The organism is Streptomyces sp. NBC_00083 (assembly GCF_026343295.1).
Classification (GTDB): domain Bacteria; phylum Actinomycetota; class Actinomycetes; order Streptomycetales; family Streptomycetaceae; genus Streptomyces.
Map to the genome: position 1 here is coordinate 3531012 of NZ_JAPELY010000001.1, position 16580 is coordinate 3547591.

General features: G+C 73.9%; 7 protein-coding genes. All 7 read right to left on the reverse strand.

The window, feature by feature from the left end; genetic code table 11:
* Window positions 1-4: 4 nt before the first annotated feature.
* A complete protein-coding gene (locus OOJ98_RS15855; protein WP_267055338.1) occupies window positions 5-754 on the reverse strand; it encodes an SDR family NAD(P)-dependent oxidoreductase in 750 nt (249 codons plus the stop codon).
* A 126-nt stretch (window positions 755-880) separates the two neighbouring features.
* Window positions 881-1516, reverse strand: a complete 636-nt coding sequence (locus OOJ98_RS15860; protein ID WP_267055339.1) for an O-methyltransferase — start codon at window positions 1514-1516, stop codon at window positions 881-883.
* Entirely contained in the window at window positions 1513-2280 is a 768-nt protein-coding gene (locus OOJ98_RS15865; protein WP_267055340.1) for a thioesterase II family protein, read from the reverse strand. The genes OOJ98_RS15860 and OOJ98_RS15865 overlap by 4 nt, the downstream gene beginning before the upstream one ends.
* Window positions 2277-3413: a Gfo/Idh/MocA family oxidoreductase gene (locus OOJ98_RS15870; protein WP_267055341.1), complete on the reverse strand. Its 1137-nt coding sequence runs from the start codon at window positions 3411-3413 to the stop codon at window positions 2277-2279. The genes OOJ98_RS15865 and OOJ98_RS15870 overlap by 4 nt, the downstream gene beginning before the upstream one ends.
* The gene (locus tag OOJ98_RS15875; RefSeq protein ID WP_267055342.1) at window positions 3410-4564 is read right to left on the reverse strand and encodes a saccharopine dehydrogenase NADP-binding domain-containing protein; all 1155 of its coding nucleotides are present in this window, start codon (window positions 4562-4564) and stop codon (window positions 3410-3412) included. The genes OOJ98_RS15870 and OOJ98_RS15875 overlap by 4 nt, the downstream gene beginning before the upstream one ends.
* Window positions 4561-10023, reverse strand: coding sequence for a non-ribosomal peptide synthetase (locus tag OOJ98_RS15880; RefSeq protein ID WP_267055343.1), 5463 nt, complete (start codon window positions 10021-10023; stop codon window positions 4561-4563). The genes OOJ98_RS15875 and OOJ98_RS15880 overlap by 4 nt, the downstream gene beginning before the upstream one ends.
* Window positions 10020-16562: a non-ribosomal peptide synthetase gene (locus OOJ98_RS15885; RefSeq protein WP_267055344.1), complete on the reverse strand. Its 6543-nt coding sequence runs from the start codon at window positions 16560-16562 to the stop codon at window positions 10020-10022. The genes OOJ98_RS15880 and OOJ98_RS15885 overlap by 4 nt, the downstream gene beginning before the upstream one ends.
* Between the last annotated feature and the right edge of the window lie 18 nt (window positions 16563-16580).

Consider the following 16580-nt stretch of genomic DNA (forward strand, 5'->3'; position numbering starts at 1 on the left):
GTGATCACGCGCTACGTCCCCCGTCGATGGCGACCAGCGCACCGGTGACCCAGCCCGAGGCTTCCGGGTCCAGCAGATTGCACACCCACCCGGCGATGTCGTCGGGTGTTCCGAAGCGACCGAGCGGGGTCGCCTCGACCATGTCCGCGACCAGGTCGCGGGTGGCTCGTTCGTCAAGGCCCAGGTCCCCGTACATGGGGGTGTCCACCGGGCCCGGCAGAATGGCGTTGACCCGGACCCGCGGCGCGAGTTCCCGCGCCAGCGAGCGGGTCAGACTGTTGAGCGCCGCCTTCGTCGCCCCGTACAGGGCGCGGCCCGGCATCGCGAGCGCCCCGCCGACCGACGAGACGTTCACCACGGCGCCCTGCCGTGCGCGCAGTTCGGGCAGCGCCGCCCGGATGAGGTGGACGGGGCCCAGGAGGTTGACACCCAGCATGGCCTCCAGGTCGGCCAGGTCGGCCGTGTCGATCGGCGCGAACCGGGCGAGACCCGCGTTGTTGACCAGGCCGTCCACGGCGCCGAACCGCTCGACGGCTGCCTCGACCGCGGACCGCGCGCCGTGCTCGGTGCTGACGTCGGCGGGGTGGAGCAGGGCCCGCTCCGCACCCTCGGCGTCCGCCGCCTCGCGCAGCGCCTCGGCCCGGCGGCCGACCAGGGTCACCGACGCTCCCGAGGCCAGCAGCCGGCGGGCGGCGGCCCGTCCGATTCCGGTGCCGGCTCCGGTGACCACGATGCTCTTGCCGTGGAGGCTCATGGACGTAGGGCCCACTTTCCTTGATCCGCGGACGTGCCGTCGCGGCTTACGTTAGGGCGCCGCCGCACAAGGGAGAGGAATTCTTTCACTGGCCGAAAAGAACCCGGCCCACCTGGTGTCCGGGGCTCACACGCGCCGGATGAGGGTGATGCCTTCGCGCACCGTGAGCACGACCTGCTCCACCCTCGGGTCGTCGCGCACCTGCTCGTTGAACGCCCGCAGGGCGACGGTGTCCTCGTTCTGGTCCAGGGGGTTGGCCACCCCGCCGAACTGGAGCACGTTGTCCACCGCGATGACGCCGCGCGCCGAGAGCAGCGGCAGCACCCGGTCGTAGTACGCGCTGTACCCCGTCTTGTCCGCGTCGAGGAAGACGAAGTCGAACGGGCCCTGCACGTCCGCGAGTTGATCGAGGGCGGGGCCTTCGCGCAGCTCGATCCGGTCCGCCCAGGGCGACGCCGCGATGTGCCGGCGGGCGATCTCGGCGTGCACCGGGTCGATCTCGCACGTCACGAGCTGCCCGTCGGGCGGGAGTTGAGCCGCCATCGACAACGCGGAATAGCCGGTGAACGTGCCGATCTCCAACACCCTGCGCGGTCGCAGCATGTACAGCAGCATCGAGAGGAAGCGGCCCTCCATCGGGCCCACCATCATCTGCGGCAGGTCGCAGACCTTGCGGGTCTCCTCGGCGAGCGCGGCCAGCCAGGGCGGCTCGCCGGTGGAGAACTCCTCGGCGTACGCGTCGACCTTGGGCCTGACGATCATGGGTTCTCCCTGTCGGCGGTGGTCAGCAGCCAGGAGGCGAGGGCCTCCTCCCGGCCGCGGAGGTAGAAGTGGTCCCCGTCGAAGAGACGGAACGCGAAGGCGCCGTCCGTCACTTCGGCCCAGGCCCGTGCCTCGGACTCGGTGACCTCGGGATCCTTGTCACCCAGGCAGGCGGCGACCGCGCAGCCCACCCGGGTCTCGGGCCGCGGCCGGTACCGCTCGACCAGGCGGTAGTCGGCGCGCAGCGTCGGCAGGACGACCTTGCGCACCTGCGCGTTGCCGAGCAGCGCCTCCGGGGTCGCGCCCAGCCGGGACAGCTCGTACCACAGGGCCGCGTCGTCGAGGTGCTTGTCGCCGGGCCTGTGGAAGCGGGGTGCCGGGCGGCCCGAGACGGCGAGCAGGGACGGTCCCAGCCCGTGCCGGGTCTCCAGCCGCGACGCTACCTCGTGGGCGACGGCCGCGCCCATGCTGTGCCCGAAGAACAGCACCTCGCGGTCGAAGGCCGGCAGCAGCGCGTCGCACACCCGTGCCACCAGGCGGTCCATGGCGTCGATGTGCGGCTCGTCGAGCCGGTCCTCGCGCCCCGGATACTGCACCACGACCGGCTCGACCCACGGCGGCATGCGCTTGGCGAACGGGCGGTAGAAGCTGGCCGAGCCGCCGCCGTGCGGGAAGATCACCAGCCGCCGGCGCGCACCCGGCCGGGGCCAGTAGCAGCGGCACCAGGTGCGGTACGGCGCGTCGGCGCCCGGTGGCCTGTTCACGGGCCGCTCCTCGGGTCGGGTTCGCCCGGACCCGCGTCGACCGCGGAGCCAGCCAGCACCTCGGGCGTACTGCCCCGGTGCAGACGTACAGGGCCGAACCGCTCCGTGGCCTCGGCGGTCAGCCGGCACAGCGCCAGGTGGTACTGGCCGTCCTTGGCGGGGTCCTCGCCCGACGCGACGGCGGTCCGCAGCGCCCCGAGGGCTCGCGCCGCGGCCTTGGGCCACAGCTCGCCCAGGATGCCCCGCTGGTCGGGAGCGGTGGCCGGGCCGAGCGGCTCTGCGCTGGGGTAGACGGCGTAGGGGTCCGCCGACTCGGCCAGGGTGGCGGTGGCGCGGATGTCCTGCGGCATGTGCGGGCGGGGGCTCCACAGCAGCGGGCCGTGGGTGTTGGCGAGGGTGAGGTGGCCGCCCTCGGTGTGCAGGGTGATCCGGTGGAAGAGGTGGATGTGGTTGTCGGGGTCCCCGGGGTCCATGTCGTTCTGCAGCCGCAGAGTGAGCGGCACCCCGCCGACTACTCCGTCCAGGCTCCGGTAGACCGGCGTCGATGCCGACAACTCCTCTGCGCCCGGTGGCAGTTGCGAGGGCTCACCTAGGGCGAAGGGGCGCACCCCGCCCAGCGCGCGGCCGATGATGTCGAACGCGGTGTAGAGCACCTGGAAGGAGCACGCCGCGTCGACGTGCAGCGGCCGCTGCCGGATCAGCAGCCGCCGCGCGGTGGCGATGAACCGCCGCACCGGCTCCACATGCGGATAGTGCGTGTTCAGGCGGTAGGCCACCCGGTGCTCCCGGGCGGACCGCAGGCAGTCGGCCAACTCCCGCTGGTGCAGCGGGTGTTCCTGGAGCACGTGGTGCCCGCGGGCCATCAGCTCCCGGGCCAGGCGGGCGCCTGGGCCGCCGTTGATCCCGGCGCCCACCACGACCGCGCACGCCTCCACGTCCTTCGGTACGGCGTCCACCTCGGTGAACAGCGGCACGCCGTAGTGCTCGGCCACCCGGCGCGAGCGCTCACTGCCCCGGGCGAGCACGCCCGCCAACGCGTACGGCGAGTCGGCACGGGCGGCCCCGGCGAGGTAGATCCGGCCGAACTTGGTGCCGCACACCACCAGCCGGGGCCGCCGCCCGGCCGTGCTCACAGCTCGCCCTCCTCGGTGTCGGCGGCCTCGGCGAGCGGAACGCGGTAGGTGTCGAACAGCGACACCTCGTCCAGCTTCGCCACCTGCTCCACCACCACGGACGGGTCGAGCACGTCGGCCGCGTAGTACACACCGGGCGCCACCGAGCCCGCCACCAGGGCGCTCGCCGCGAGCGCCGCGACGAGCCCGGTGAGCCGGTAGGTGTCCCCGGCCCGCAGCACGAGGCTCCGGGTCGCGTCCGCCCCGTTGTGGCGGCCCGTCAACTCCAGTGCGAACAGCTGGTAGGGGGCGCGGCCGAACAGGTCGAGGGCGGCGGCGTCGATGAGTTCGCGGGCGGCCGGGCTCAGATCGCTCTGCCCGGCCATGGCGCCCTGGAGCCGGCTGAGCGCCTTGAGCATGTGGGAGCCGCCGTCGAACACGTTGTACCAGTCCACCGTGGCCAGACCGAGGTCCTGGGCGACCCGCTCGATCTCGTAGCTCAGATACGGGTAGGCGCTGACGGTGCCGGGGAAGAACGGCAGCCGCACATCGGCGAGCGGGGTGAGCGCGCGCAGCACCCGCGCCCCGTCCCGCCACGCCGACTGGGCCTCCCCGTAGCCCCCGCCGAGGCTGAGCAGGTAGTCGGCGGCGCCCGCCGGGGTGAGCCGGTCCATGGTGCCCGCGTACGCGGTGAGCCGGACGGGCTCGCTCAGGTCCTGGGCGGCGAGCCAGCGCGGGAGCAGCCCGGTGAGGCCCGGCATCATGCCGGCCGTGAGCAGCGCGGTCCGGCCGCTCTCGGCGAGCCCCTGCTCCGACAGGGCCCGGTGCACGGGTTCGTCGCCGCCTGCGTCCACGTAGTCGGCGCCCGCCGCGAGGGCTACCCGGGCCACGGTGTCCAGGACCACGTACGACGGGCCGGCGCAGTTGACGACGATGTGACTGCCCCGGCAGAAGTCGTGGAGCGAGGCCGCGTCGGCGGTGTCCGCACGGGCCGGCTCCACGGCGCCGGGCCGGCCGGTCGCCGTGAGCTCGGCGGCCAGTGCCGTGGCCTGCCGGGGGTCGCGCCCGCCGATGCGCAGCGTCGCCCCCGGATGGGCGGACGCCAGTTCCTGGGCCACGACGCGGCCCACCGCGCCGTAGCCTCCGAGGACCGCGATGATCGGAGCGTTCACGCTTGGTTCTCCTTCTCCGTACGGACGTCGGTGAGCAGGGCCGCGATGCGGGCGGCGCGCGCCGGGTCCAGGCAGTCGAAGTGGGTGCCGGGGGCGTCGAGCCGCCGTACCTCACCCAGGCACTCCGCGGTCCACCACTCGGTCATGTCCACGCGCAGCGTCGGCCACAGGGCGATCTCGTCGGTGTGCAGGACCAGGGTGAGATCCCCGGCGTACGCCTCGGGCCGGTGCACGGCGCAGGCGTCGGCCAGCGCCCGGCCGGCCCGCAGCCGCGGCGCCAGGGCCTCGGCATCGGTGCCGAGGGCGGCGGCGAGCGCCGCGATCCGCTCCTCCTCGGGCCGGGCCGCGTACTGCCCGAAGGACGCGGCGAACCGGGCGTGCGGACCGTCGAGGCGGGCCAGGGCTCCGTCGGGGACCCGGCCGGGCGTCGCGGCGAGCACGTCGGCGAGCGCGGGCCCGGCCGACGCGTCCCCGGGCAGCCCGAGGACCGTCGGATCGAGGCCCGCGCCGAGCGCGAAGAGGTACTCGGCGAACGCGTCGTCCTCGACCACGGCGGGCAGCGGGTAGCTGCTGATCACCGTGAGGTCCACCTCGGCGCCGCCCTCCGCGAGCAGCCGGGCCGTCTCGGCCGCGAGGACCCCGCCCACATGCGCCCCGACGAGATGGAAGCGGCTGTGGCCGGTGGCCCGCAGGGTCTTGGCCCGGTCGTGGGCGATCCGCTCGATGAGCAGGGCCGGGGTGGCGTCGGCGTAGTCGGTCAGCGGATGGCTCGCCGAGAGGTCGAGCAGCGGACCCGCGTCCTCCAGGGGGCCGCACAGCGCGGCGTACCGCTCGACGGTGCCGAAGCCCTCGCCGCAGGTGGCCCACACGCCCTCGTCGTCCCCGCCGACCAACGCGGCGGCCGCGGCCGGTGCGCTCTCCCGGGCGGCGCTGTGTTCGCCGTCGATCTGGCCGGTGGCGAGCAGGGCGGCGAGCCGGGCCACGGAGGCGCCGTTGAGGACCTCGCGGAGCAGCTCGTCGAAGAAGGTGTGCTTGGCCTCGGACACCTCCTCGCGCAGCACGCCCACCACCTGGGCGGCGAGCAGCGAGTCGCCGCCGGCCTCGTAGAACGTCTCCTCGCGGCCCACCGCGGTGGTGCCGAGCACGGAGCACCAGGCGGTCTGGATGCGCTGCTCCAGATCGGTCATCGGCACCCGGTCGCCCGCTCCGGCACGGTGCTCGACGGCGCCCTTGGGCAGCAGCCAGGAAGCGAGGGTGCGCCGGTCCGTCTTGCCGTTGTCGGTCAGCGGCAGCGCGTCGACCAGCTGGAGGTGGGCCGGGACCATCTCCTCGGGCAGCCGCACGGCGACATGGCCGAGCACCTCGGCCGCCCTCACCGGCACCCGGTCCTGCTTGAACTGCACCGCGAAGACGTGCATGCCGATGGTGGCGAGCGGGTCCTTCGTGTCGGGCAGGCACACCACCGTCTCGCCGCCCGCCTCCGCCAGCAGGTCGAGCCACTGCTCACGGGCGACGAACGTCTGGTCCGCGCCCTTGCGCACGTCCTCGAAGTCGCCGTTGGTGGCGTCGAAGAGGAACTCCATCGACGTCAGGATCTGGTAGTTGTCCCGGGTCGTCTCGATGAAGATGAGCCAGCCGCCCGGCGCGAGCATCTCCCGCATCCGGCCCAGGACCATTGAGGCGTTGCGCGAGTAGTGCATGACGTTGCCGCACAGGATCACGTCGAGCGAGTTGGGCTCGATGCCCTGCGGGCGGTACTCCTCGTTCATGTCGAAGAGCTGGTAGTCCACCCACGGGAAGTCGGTGAAGCGTTCGGCCGCCTTGTTCAGGAAGAACTGCGACACGTCGGTGAACAGGTACGAGCAGTCGGTCCCGGCGAGCCGCGGTACCGCCTCGACGCTCACCCCGCCCACGCCCGCGCCGACCTCGAGGAGGCGCAGGGTGCCGCGCGGGGCGTGCTCCTGGGCGATCCGCTGGACGACGGAGGTCGCGACGCGGTTGAGGTAGGAGTTGAGGAAGCCCTCGGTGTAGGCGGCCTCCTGAATCTCCAACCTGCCTTCGGGAAACAGGAGTTGGACCGGGTCCTGCTCGTCGCGCAGCAGCTGGGGCAGGTGGGCGGTGGCCGTGCGGAAGTAGCTGAGGAGCTCCGAGCCGTCCTGCGCGGTGGGCAGCGCCTCGTCCACCCGCAGCCACGCCTCGTCGACCGACCCGGGCTCGGCCCGCCGCAGCGCGCGGTACTCGCCGTCCTGCGGCGAGCGCTCCACGTACTCCTCGCGTTCGAGCGCGGCGAGCCAGCGCCGCACCAGGCGGTGGTGTTTGGGTGCCACGCCCGCGGACGACAGGATCGTCCCGAGCGAGTGCCGGTCGTCCGCCGTGGCGAACAGGCCGCTGTTCTGGAGCACATCCATCATGGCGAGCAGCGCCGCCTCGTCCAGCCGCCGGGCGAATCCGACGACCTGCTCGGCGTTGACCCCGGCGCGGACCTCTTCACCGTCGGCGGTCACCGCCTCGACGAGCGCGCTGTCGCGCTCGGTGGCGCCGGCGGGTACTCGCGCCGTCTCGGCGAACGCCATCAGCCGCCGCTCCCAGGGGCGCTCGCCCTCGACGAGGACCACGCAGTCGGCGACCGCCGGGTGACTGCGCAGGGCCGCCTCGACCTCCGCCGTCTCGATGCGATGGCCCCTGATCTTGACCTGGCGGTCGTCGCGGCCGAGGAACTCGATCTCCCCGTCGGGCAGATACCGGCCGAGGTCGCCGGTGCGGTAGAGCCGCTCACCGGTGCGCGGATGGGTCACGAATCGCTCGGCGGTCCGCGACTCGTCGCCGAGGTAGCCGAGCGCGAGCCCGATCCCGGCGATGTAGAGCTCGCCCGCCACCAGGTCGGGACAGGGCTCCATCGCCGCGTCCAGGACATGGAAGCGCTGGTTGGTGAGCGGCCGCCCGTACGGGATCGACGGCAGCCCCGGGGTCACCTCGTCGACGGGGTGCAGGATCGACCAGATGGAGGCTTCGGTGGCGCCGCCGAGCGACACCACGCTCAGGCCGGGCACCTTGGCGCGGACGGAGTCGGGCAGCGACACCGGTATCCAGTCGCCGGAGAGCAGCGCCAGACGCAGCGACGGCAGCGGCAGCGGCTCGGTGCCGAGGTACTCGTTGACCATGTGCAGCTGGGCGGGGACGGAGTTCCACAGGGTGACCCCGTGCCGGGCGACGAGGTCCGCCCAGTGCGAGGGGTCGGCCCGCCGGTCGGGGTCGGGCAGCACCAGCGCGCCGCCCGCGGCGAGGACCCCGAACACGTCGTAGACCGACAGGTCGAAGCCGAGATTGGCGAGGGCGAGGACCCGGTCGTCCGGGCCCACCCTGAACCGCTCGTTGATGTCGTCGATGGTGTTCACCGCGCCGCGGTGACTGATCATGACGCCCTTGGGGCTGCCGGTCGACCCCGAGGTGTAGATGACGTAGGCGAGGTCGTCGGGCTCGCGCAGCCGTTCCACGGGCGCCACCGGAGCGGGAGCCAGCGTGTCCACCGCGATGGCGGTGACGCCGTCGGGCAGGACGGTGCGGCCCGAACGCACCAGCGCGCAGCGGACCTTGGCGTCCTGGAGCATCTGCTCACGGCGGACCTCCGGCTGGTGGGTGTCGACCGGGACGTAGACCGCGCCGGCGAGCAGCGTGCCGAGGACGGCCACCACCTGCTCCCAGCTCTTGTCCATCACGACGCCGACCAGGTCGCCGGGCACGCAGCCCGCGCCCTTGAGGGCGGCGGCGACGGCGTGCGCCCGCGCGGCCACCTCGCCGTGGGTCAGGACGGTGTCGCCGCTGATCACGGCGGGATGCTCGGGCGCGCGGGCGGCCGCCGCGAACGCGCCCTCGTGCAGCAGGGCCGGGGAGAGCGGTCCCTCGGTGGCGTTGGCTTCGGCGCGGCGTGCGCTCTGTTCCGCGGGCAGCCCGGTCGGCACCGCCAGGTCCCACACGGCGGGGTCCACGGCCATGCGCTCGACGAGTGCGCGGAAGGAGGCGAACATCGCGTCCACCACACCGTCGGCCAGCACGCCCTCGCGGACGTCCCAGTTGAGCGAGAGGCCCTCGCGGTCCTCCATCACCTGGCAGTCGATCCACACCTGCGGGGTCTGGCTGATGCCGTGCACCAGCCGCCCCTCGGCGTCGTCGGCCGGGGCGGACGCGGCGTCCCCGAGCCCGATGGCGCTGGTGAAGACGACCGGCATCAGGGCCGCGTCCTGGCCGCGCCTGCGGGCGATCTCACGCATCACCTCGACGCCGGTGAACAGCCGGTGGTCGAGGTCCTCGAAGAGCCGGCCCACCAGCTGCTTGCCCCGCTCGGCGAAGGTGCCGCCGCTCGCTCGGTCGACCTCCAGGAGCTCGACGGAGGTGAAGTCGCCCACCAGCGAACCGACTTGGGGGTGCAGGGGAAGCCGGTTCAGGAGTGTGAGGTCGAGCGTGAAGCGCTGCCGGTTGCACCAGCGGCCGATGACCTCCGCGTACGCGGCGAGCACCGCGCCCGACGGGGTGAGGCCGCGCGCGGTCGCCGTGTCGCGCAGCGCCTGCCAGTCCGGACGGGACAGCGCCATCCGGTGGCGCACGAACCGGGCCGGGCCCTCGGCCGCCGGGGCGCCCCGCATCGGGAACGCCGGGGCGGGCGGCAGCTCGTCCACGCGGGCCAGCCAGTAGGCGCGGTCCCGTTCGTAGCGGGTGCTCTGCCGGAGTCCGCGTTCGGCGAGCAGATAGTCCCGGAAGGTCACCGGCAGCTCGGGCAGGTCCGCGCACGGGTCCGCGTACAGGGTGCGCAGCTCGTCGAGCAGGAGGTTGATCGACACGTAGTCGGCGATCAGGAAGTCCAGCGAGACGTGCAGCAGCGCGTGGTCGGCGAAAAGGGTGGCCCGCAGCTCGAACAGCGGCCAGACGCCCGCCGGCCTGATCTCGTGGTCCATCGCGTCGCGCTGCGCCGCGAGCGCCGCCCCGGCCCGCTCCGGAGGAGCCTCGCGCAGGTCGGTGACCTCGATGCGGTACGGGGCCACCGCGGTGAGCACCCGCTGGGACCCCTCCTCGTCCACGACCGCCCGCAGCATGTCGTGCCGCTCGATCAGCCGCTGCCAGGCCTGCTCCATCCGGGCCGGGTCGAGCGCGGTGAAGCGCAGCTCCCCGTACGCGTGGCAGGCCACGCCGCCGTACGCGAAGAGGTCCTTGCGGCCCAGCAGATAGGCGGTCTGCACATCGGTGAGCGGGAAGGGGGTGTGGCGGTCCTCGGGGTGGTGCGTGACCGTGGTGCGGGTGCGCTCCTCGCGCAGGTGGTCGAGCACCTGCTCCTTGTGGGCGCGCAGTGCCTCGCGGCGGTCGTCGGTCAGCGCGCCCTGGGGGGCCCGGAACCGCAGACGCCCCGACTCCTCCCACAACTCGACCCCGGCGGCCTCCAGTTCGGCCAAGAGCCCGGCGATGTTCATAGGGTTCCCTCTTCCATGGCGGTCAGGGCGGTCGTGTTCCGCTGCTCCTGGACGAGCGCGGCGAGTGCGCTCACGGTGGGCGCGGCAAAGAACTGACGGAGCGTCAGTCGAACTCCAGTGGCCCGGTACAGCTCCTCGGCGGCGCGGGTGGCGGTGAGGCTGTCCCCGCCGAGCAGGAAGAAGCTCTCGCCGCGGCCCACCCGTTCGGTCTCCAGAACCGCGCCGAAGACCCCGGCGACCACCTGCTCGGTCTCTCCCCGGGGAGGCTCGCCCCGGTCCGGTCCGGCGCCCGCGCCGGCGGCCAGCTCGGTGAGGGCGGCGCGGTCCACCTTGCCGTTGGCGGTGAGCGGCAGCCGCTCCACGGCCTCGATCCGGTCCGGGATCATGTAGTGCGGCAGCCGTTCGGCGAGCGTGGCGCGCAGCGTGTCGGTGTCGGGCGCGATGCCGGTGTCGGAGACGACGAAGGCGACGATGCGGTGGCGCGGGCGCTCCCCGACGGTCAGCGCCACCGCGCGGGCCACCGTGGGCGCCGAGCCGAGCGCCGCCTCGATCTCACCGAGTTCGATCCGGTGGCCGCCGACCTTCACCTGGTGATCGGCGCGGCCCAGGAACTCGATGACCGCCCCCGGCCGGTAGCGGCCCAGGTCCCCGGTGCGGTACCAGCGCTCTCCGGCGTACGTCACGAACCGCTCGGCGGTGCGCGCCGGATCGCCCCGGTAGCCCGCGGCCACACCGGCCCCGCCGATCCACAGCTCGCCCGGCACCCAGTCGGGGCAGTCCCGGGCGTGCGCGTCGGCGACGCGGTAGCGCTGGTTGCGCAGGGGAGCGCCGTACGGGATGGAGGGCCATCCCTCCAACAGGCCTTCCACCACGTGGTAGTTGGACCAGATGGCGGCCTCGGTGGCGCCGCCCAGGGCGATCAGGCGACAGCGCGGGGCCCGCTCGGCGAGCCGGCCCGGCAGGTCGAGCCCGACCCAGTCCCCGGAGACCAGGGCCAGGCGCAGCCCGTCGAGCGCGGGGCCGTCGCCCGCCGCCACGAGGAGCATGTCGAGCAGCGCCGGCACCGTGTTCCACAGGGTGACTCCGTGGTCGCGGACCGAGCCGAGCCAGCGGTGCGCCTCGCGGCGGTCCTCCTCGGCGATCAGGACGAGCGCCCCGCCCGCCGACAGCGGCCCGAAGATGTCGTACACGGACAGGTCGAAGTCGAGCGCGGAGACGGCCAGGACCCGGTCGTCGGGGCCCACACCGAACCGCTCTCCGATGTCCTCGACGGTGTTGGCGGCTGCCCGGTGGGTGATCTCGACGCCCTTCGGTTCGCCCGTGGAGCCCGAGGTGAAGATGGTGTACGCGAGGGCGTCCTCGGACACCTCGACCGGACCGGGCAGTGGCTCGGCGGCGAACGCGCCGGTCACGTCCACCCGGCGGACCGTCGCGGGCCAGTCCCCGGAGGTGCCGCTCGTGAGCGCCACCCGCGCCCCGGCGTTGGCCAGGATGCGGTCGCGCCGCGCGGCCGGCTGGTCCACGCCCACCGGCACGTACGCGGCTCCCGCGGCAAGGACGCCGAGCACCGCGGCGATCTGGTCGGGCCCCTTGGGCAGTACGACGGCGACCATGTCCTCGGGCCGCACCCCGGCCTCCCGGAGCGCGCCGGCCACCGCCAGGGCGCGCGCGGCCAGGCCCCCGTAGTCCAGCGCGCCGGACTCGCCCCACAGCAGTGCGCTGCGCTCCGGCGCGCTGCGGGCCCGAGCGAAGAACGCCCGGTGCAGGGGGCCGCCGCCGGCCGGAGCCTCCGTGGCATTGGTGGCGACGCGGGCCGCGCGCTGCGCGGCCGGGAGCGGCACGGTGATCTCGGCGGCCCAGTCCGCCGTGCACAGGCTGCGCAGCAGACGCTCGTACGCGCCGAACATGTCGGCCACGACCCCGTCGGGGAAGAGCTCCTCCACCACGTCCCAGTTGATGGCGAGCCCGCCGTCCCGCTCGACCACCTGGCAGTCCAGCCACACCTGGGGGGTCTGGGACAGGCCGTAGACCTGCTCGCCGAACGGCATGCTCAGGTCGGCGAGCTTGTCGGAGACGCCGAGGGTGCTGGTGAAGACGACGGGCATCGGCGAGTCCATCACCCCGTCGCGCAGGGCGAGTTCGCGCAGCACCCAGATCGCGGACACCGAGCTGTGCTGGAGGCCGTCCCAGATCTGCTGCTGGAAGCGGCGCGCGGCCGACGCCCAGCCCTCACCGGCCCGTGGCCGGTGCCCCACCAGGAGCAGCGAGGTGAAGTCGCCCACGATGTCGTTGATGTCGGGGTGCACCTCGCGCCGGTCGAACAGGGTGAGGTTCAAGGTGACGTCCGGATGGGCGCTCCACGCGGCGAGGACGTCGGCGAAGGCGGTGGCGAGCAGCGCGGAGGGCGTGAGGCCCACCTCGCGGCCCCGCGCGGTGAGCGCCGCCCACGTATCCGGCTCCAGGGCGAACTCGCGCCGGGCGAAGCGGGGGGCGCTCACCTGCACCGGGTCCACGGCGAGCGGCAGCGCCGGCGCGGGCGGCAGGTCGTCGAGACGGGCCCGCCAGTAGTCCCGGTCGGCCGCCAGATCGTCGTCGGCGGGCGCGGCCTGCAGCACATAGTCCCGGAACGAGACACCCAGGGCGGGTAGGTGGGTCCTCGGGTCGCGGTAGAGGGTGGAGAGCTCCCAGAACAGGGTCATGATGCTCAGGGCGTCGAGCACGATGTAGTCGAAGCCGAAGGCGATCCGGGTGCGCCCGGCGCCGTAGCGGGTGGCGGCGATGTCGAAGAGCGGCCAGCTGCCCACGTCGAAGACCCGGTGGTCCATGGCCGCGCGCTGGGCCGCGAGCGCCGTCTCCTCCTCGCCGGCGGGAGCGTCCGTGACGGTGAGGCGGAACCGGGGCACCTTCGGCAGGATCTTCTGGTTGCCGTCGTCGTCGAAGACGGCCCGCATCATCTCGTGCCGCTGCACCAGCCGGTTCCAGACGTCCTCCAGGAGGGCGAGGTCCACGTGCTGCCCGTCGAACTCCCAGTACCAGTACGAGCCGACGCCGCCCAGGGTGAAGTCGGAGCCCCGGCCCAGCCAGTAGGCGCGCTGGACGTCGGTCGCCGGGAAGGGCTCGCCGCGCCGTGCCAGGTCGGCGGTGACGGTGGGCAGCCGGGTCGGGCGCCCCGGGGTGAGACCGGCCGCGAAGTCCCGCAGTGTGGGCGCGGCGAACAGCCGCCCGAGGTCGGCGTCGTGCAGGCCCTCGGCCTTGAGCCGGGTGAGCAGCCGGGTGGCGAGCAGGCTGTCGCCGCCCAGCGCGAAGAAGTCGTCGGTGCGGCCGACCCGTTCGGTGCCGAGCAACTCCTCCCACAGTGCGCCGACGGCCGCCTCGACGGGGCCCTGCGGCGGGATGTGGGCGGCGCTCGCGCGGGGTGCGCCGGACAGGAGCTCCGTGAGCGCGGCGCGGTCCACCTTCGCGTTGGCGTTGAGCGGCAGCGCGGCGACGGCGGTGATCCGTTCGGGCACCATCGCGGCCGGGAGCAGCGCGGCCAGATGGTCCCGCAACGTGGACTCCAACTCCGCTTCCCCTTGTGGGAGTTCCGTGCCGTCCGTGCTGTGACGACCGGCCGCGCCGGGCGCCGGCACCACGGCCGCGGCGAGCCGGCGCGGCTCGTCGCCCACCGGCACCACGGCGGCGGCCGTCACCTCCGGGTGCGCGACCAGGGCCGCCTCGATCTCGCCGGGCTCGATGCGATGGCCCCGGATCTTGACCTGGAAGTCGGACCTGCCGAGGAACTCCAGCGTGCCGTCCGGCCAGTAGCGGGCCAGGTCGCCGGTGCGGTACCAGCGCAGTCCCTCGTGCGTCACAAACCGGTCGGCGGTGCGCTCCGGGTCGCCCCGGTATCCGTCGGCCACCGAGGCGCCGCCGATCCACAGCTCGCCCGGCACCCAGTCCGGGCGGTCCCTGCCGTTCGGGTCGCTCACCCGGCACCGCTGATTGGCGAGCGGCACCCCGTAGGGCACACAACTGCCGTGCAGGACGGGCCTGTCGGTCTCGAACACGGTGGAGTGGATCGCGGTCTCGGTCGTACCGCCGAGCCCGGCGAAACGAAGCCCGGGGAAGACCTCGGCCGCGCCCTCGGCCAGGTCCACCGGCACGCGGTCGCCGCCGAGCAGGGCCACCCGGAGGGAGGGTGCGCCGCCGTCGGCCCGCGCTGCCTCCAGGAGCATGGCGAACAGGGTGGGCACGCAGTTGACAACGGTGACGGCGTGCTCGCGGGCCAGCGCGAGCCAGGACCGGGCGTCGCGCCGCTCGGGCTCGCTCACACAGACCACCGCGCCGCCGGCCGACAGGGGGCCGAAGATGTCGTAGACGGACAGGTCGAAGTCGAGCGCGGAGATCGCGAGGGTCCGGTCGTCGGGCCCCACCGAGAAGTGCTCGCCCAGCGCGGCGACGGTGTTGCCGGCGGCCCGGTGGGAGACCACGACCCCCTTCGGTGTCCCGGTCGAGCCCGAGGTGTAGATCACGTACGCGGGTGCGGCGGGATCGGGTGACGCGGGTATGTCCAGCGGGGGCGTGGACGCGGACGCGGCGAGCGTGGCGGCGGTGACCTCGGCGCCGGCGCCGCTGGACTCCCGGATGCGGGCGCGGCGCTCGGCGGGCTGGTCCACGCCGACCGGCACGTAGACGCCGCCCGCCGCGAGCACCCCGAGGACGGCGACGATCTGGTCCGGCCCCTTGGGCAGCGTGACCAGGACCGCCTCGCCGGAGGTGAGCCCGCCCTCGCGCAGCGATCCGGCGAGCCGCAGCGCCCGTTCGGCCACCTCGCCGTAGCTGAGCGCGCCGCCCCGGGACAGGAGAGCCGCCCGGCCGGGATCGGCGGCGGCCCGCGCGAAGAACGGCGCGTGCAGCGGGGAGACGGGCAGATCCCGCGCGGTGGCGTTCACCGCCTCCCGCACCTGGCGCTGGCGCGCGGGGAGCAGATCGGGCAGCGGGGCCTCCCAGTCCGCGCCGGGCGCCGTCAGATGGGACACCAGGGTGCACAGGGCAGCGAACATCGCGTCGACGGTGCCCTCCGGGAAGAGCGCGTCCACCGCCTCCCAGTTGAGCCGGATGCCGTCGGCCTCCTCCACCACCTGGAGGTCCATCCACACCTGCGGGGTCTGCGAACTCATCCAGGCCGGCTCGCCCAGGACCCCGCGCACCTCCGGCCCGAACAGCTCGCCCATGCTGAGGGCGCTGGTGAACACCACCGGAGCCAGGGCCCCGCGCCGGCGCGTACGGGCCAGGTCACGCAGCACCTCGGTGCCCGGGTAGTCGCCGTGCGCGGCCGCCTCCCGGAAGCCGGCCTGCACCTGGCGGGCCCGCGCGGCGAAGGAGTCCGCCTCCTGGCCCTCGACGGTCAGCAGTAGCAGACTCGTGAAGTCGCCCACCAGCAACGGCACGTCGGGGTGGACGGGGTCGCGGTCGAAGAGCGGCAGATTGAGCAGGAAGCGCTCCTCCGCGCTCCACAGCGCCAGCACCTGGGCGTAGCAGGCGGCGAGCGCCATGGAGGGGCTGACGCCGTGCGCGCGCGACAGGGCCAGGAGGCGTGCGCGTTCGGCGGCGTCGAGCAGATGCCCGCGGCGGGTCGTACGGGCGTCGCGGACCTGCTCCGGGGCGACGGCCAGGGGGAGTTGGGGTCCGGACGGCAGCGCGGCGAGCCGGGACGCCCAGTGCGCGCGGTCGCGTTCCCGGCCCTCGGCGGGGCGCGCGGAGCGTTCCGCGAGGTAGCGCCGGTAGCTGTAGGCGGCCGGCTCGGGGTGCTCCTCCGGGTGGTCGTAGTGGTGTGCCAGGTCCGCGATGACGATGCGGAAGCTCATCGCGTCGCAGACCAGCATGTCGATGTCGATGTGCAGCCGTCCGGCGCCGCCGGGGAGCAGGCTGACCCGGACGTCGAGCACCTGGCCGCGTGCCGCGTCCATGCGCTGGTGCGACAACACGCCCCGCAGACGGGCCAGTTCGGCCTCCGCTTCCGCGGGCGCCAGGGCGCGCAGATCGTGCACGCCGGCCAGGCCGGTCGGTGACTCGTCGATGCGCTGGGTGCCGTCGTCGAGGAAGCGGGCCCGCAGCATGGGGTGGCGGGCGGTGAGGGAGCGCAGGGCGGCATCGAGGCGGTCGGGGTCCAGGGCGGGACCGTCGAACTCGAAGTAGAAATGGCTGCCGGAGCCGAGCGCCTGCCCCGGCGCGCGGCCGATCCAGTAGGCGTACTGCATGGGGGCCAAGGGGAAGGGCGCCCGCTCGTCGAGCTCGGTGTACGCGTCGTCGAGCACGGCCGCGGTGTCCCGGGGCTTGTCGCCGTCGGGCCCTCCCGCGCGCCCGGTCGCCAGCCGCCACCAGTCGCACAGCCGGGGCTGCTCGATCAGCTCGCCGAACGTGACCGCCACGCCCTCGCGGCGCCACTGCCCGGCGAGCCGCATGATGCCCATCGAATCCAGACCCCGGGCCACCAGGTCGTCGTCGTCGAGGATGGACGCGACGGGTTCCTCCAGCAGGTCCGCGACGGCCCTGCGCATGTCATCGAGCGAAATTCC

Bases quoted from the DNA above. Each gene is read 5' to 3' on its own strand.
- OOJ98_RS15855 (WP_267055338.1), bottom strand. From the start codon at position 754: ATGAGCCTCCACGGCAAGAGCATCGTGGTCACCGGAGCCGGCACCGGA.
- OOJ98_RS15860 (WP_267055339.1), bottom strand. From the start codon at position 1,516: ATGATCGTCAGGCCCAAGGTCGACGCGTACGCCGAGGAGTTCTCCACC.
- OOJ98_RS15880 (WP_267055343.1), bottom strand. From the start codon at position 10,023: ATGAACATCGCCGGGCTCTTGGCCGAACTGGAGGCCGCCGGGGTCGAG.
- OOJ98_RS15885 (WP_267055344.1), bottom strand. From the start codon at position 16,562: ATGCGCAGGGCCGTCGCGGACCTGCTGGAGGAACCCGTCGCGTCCATC.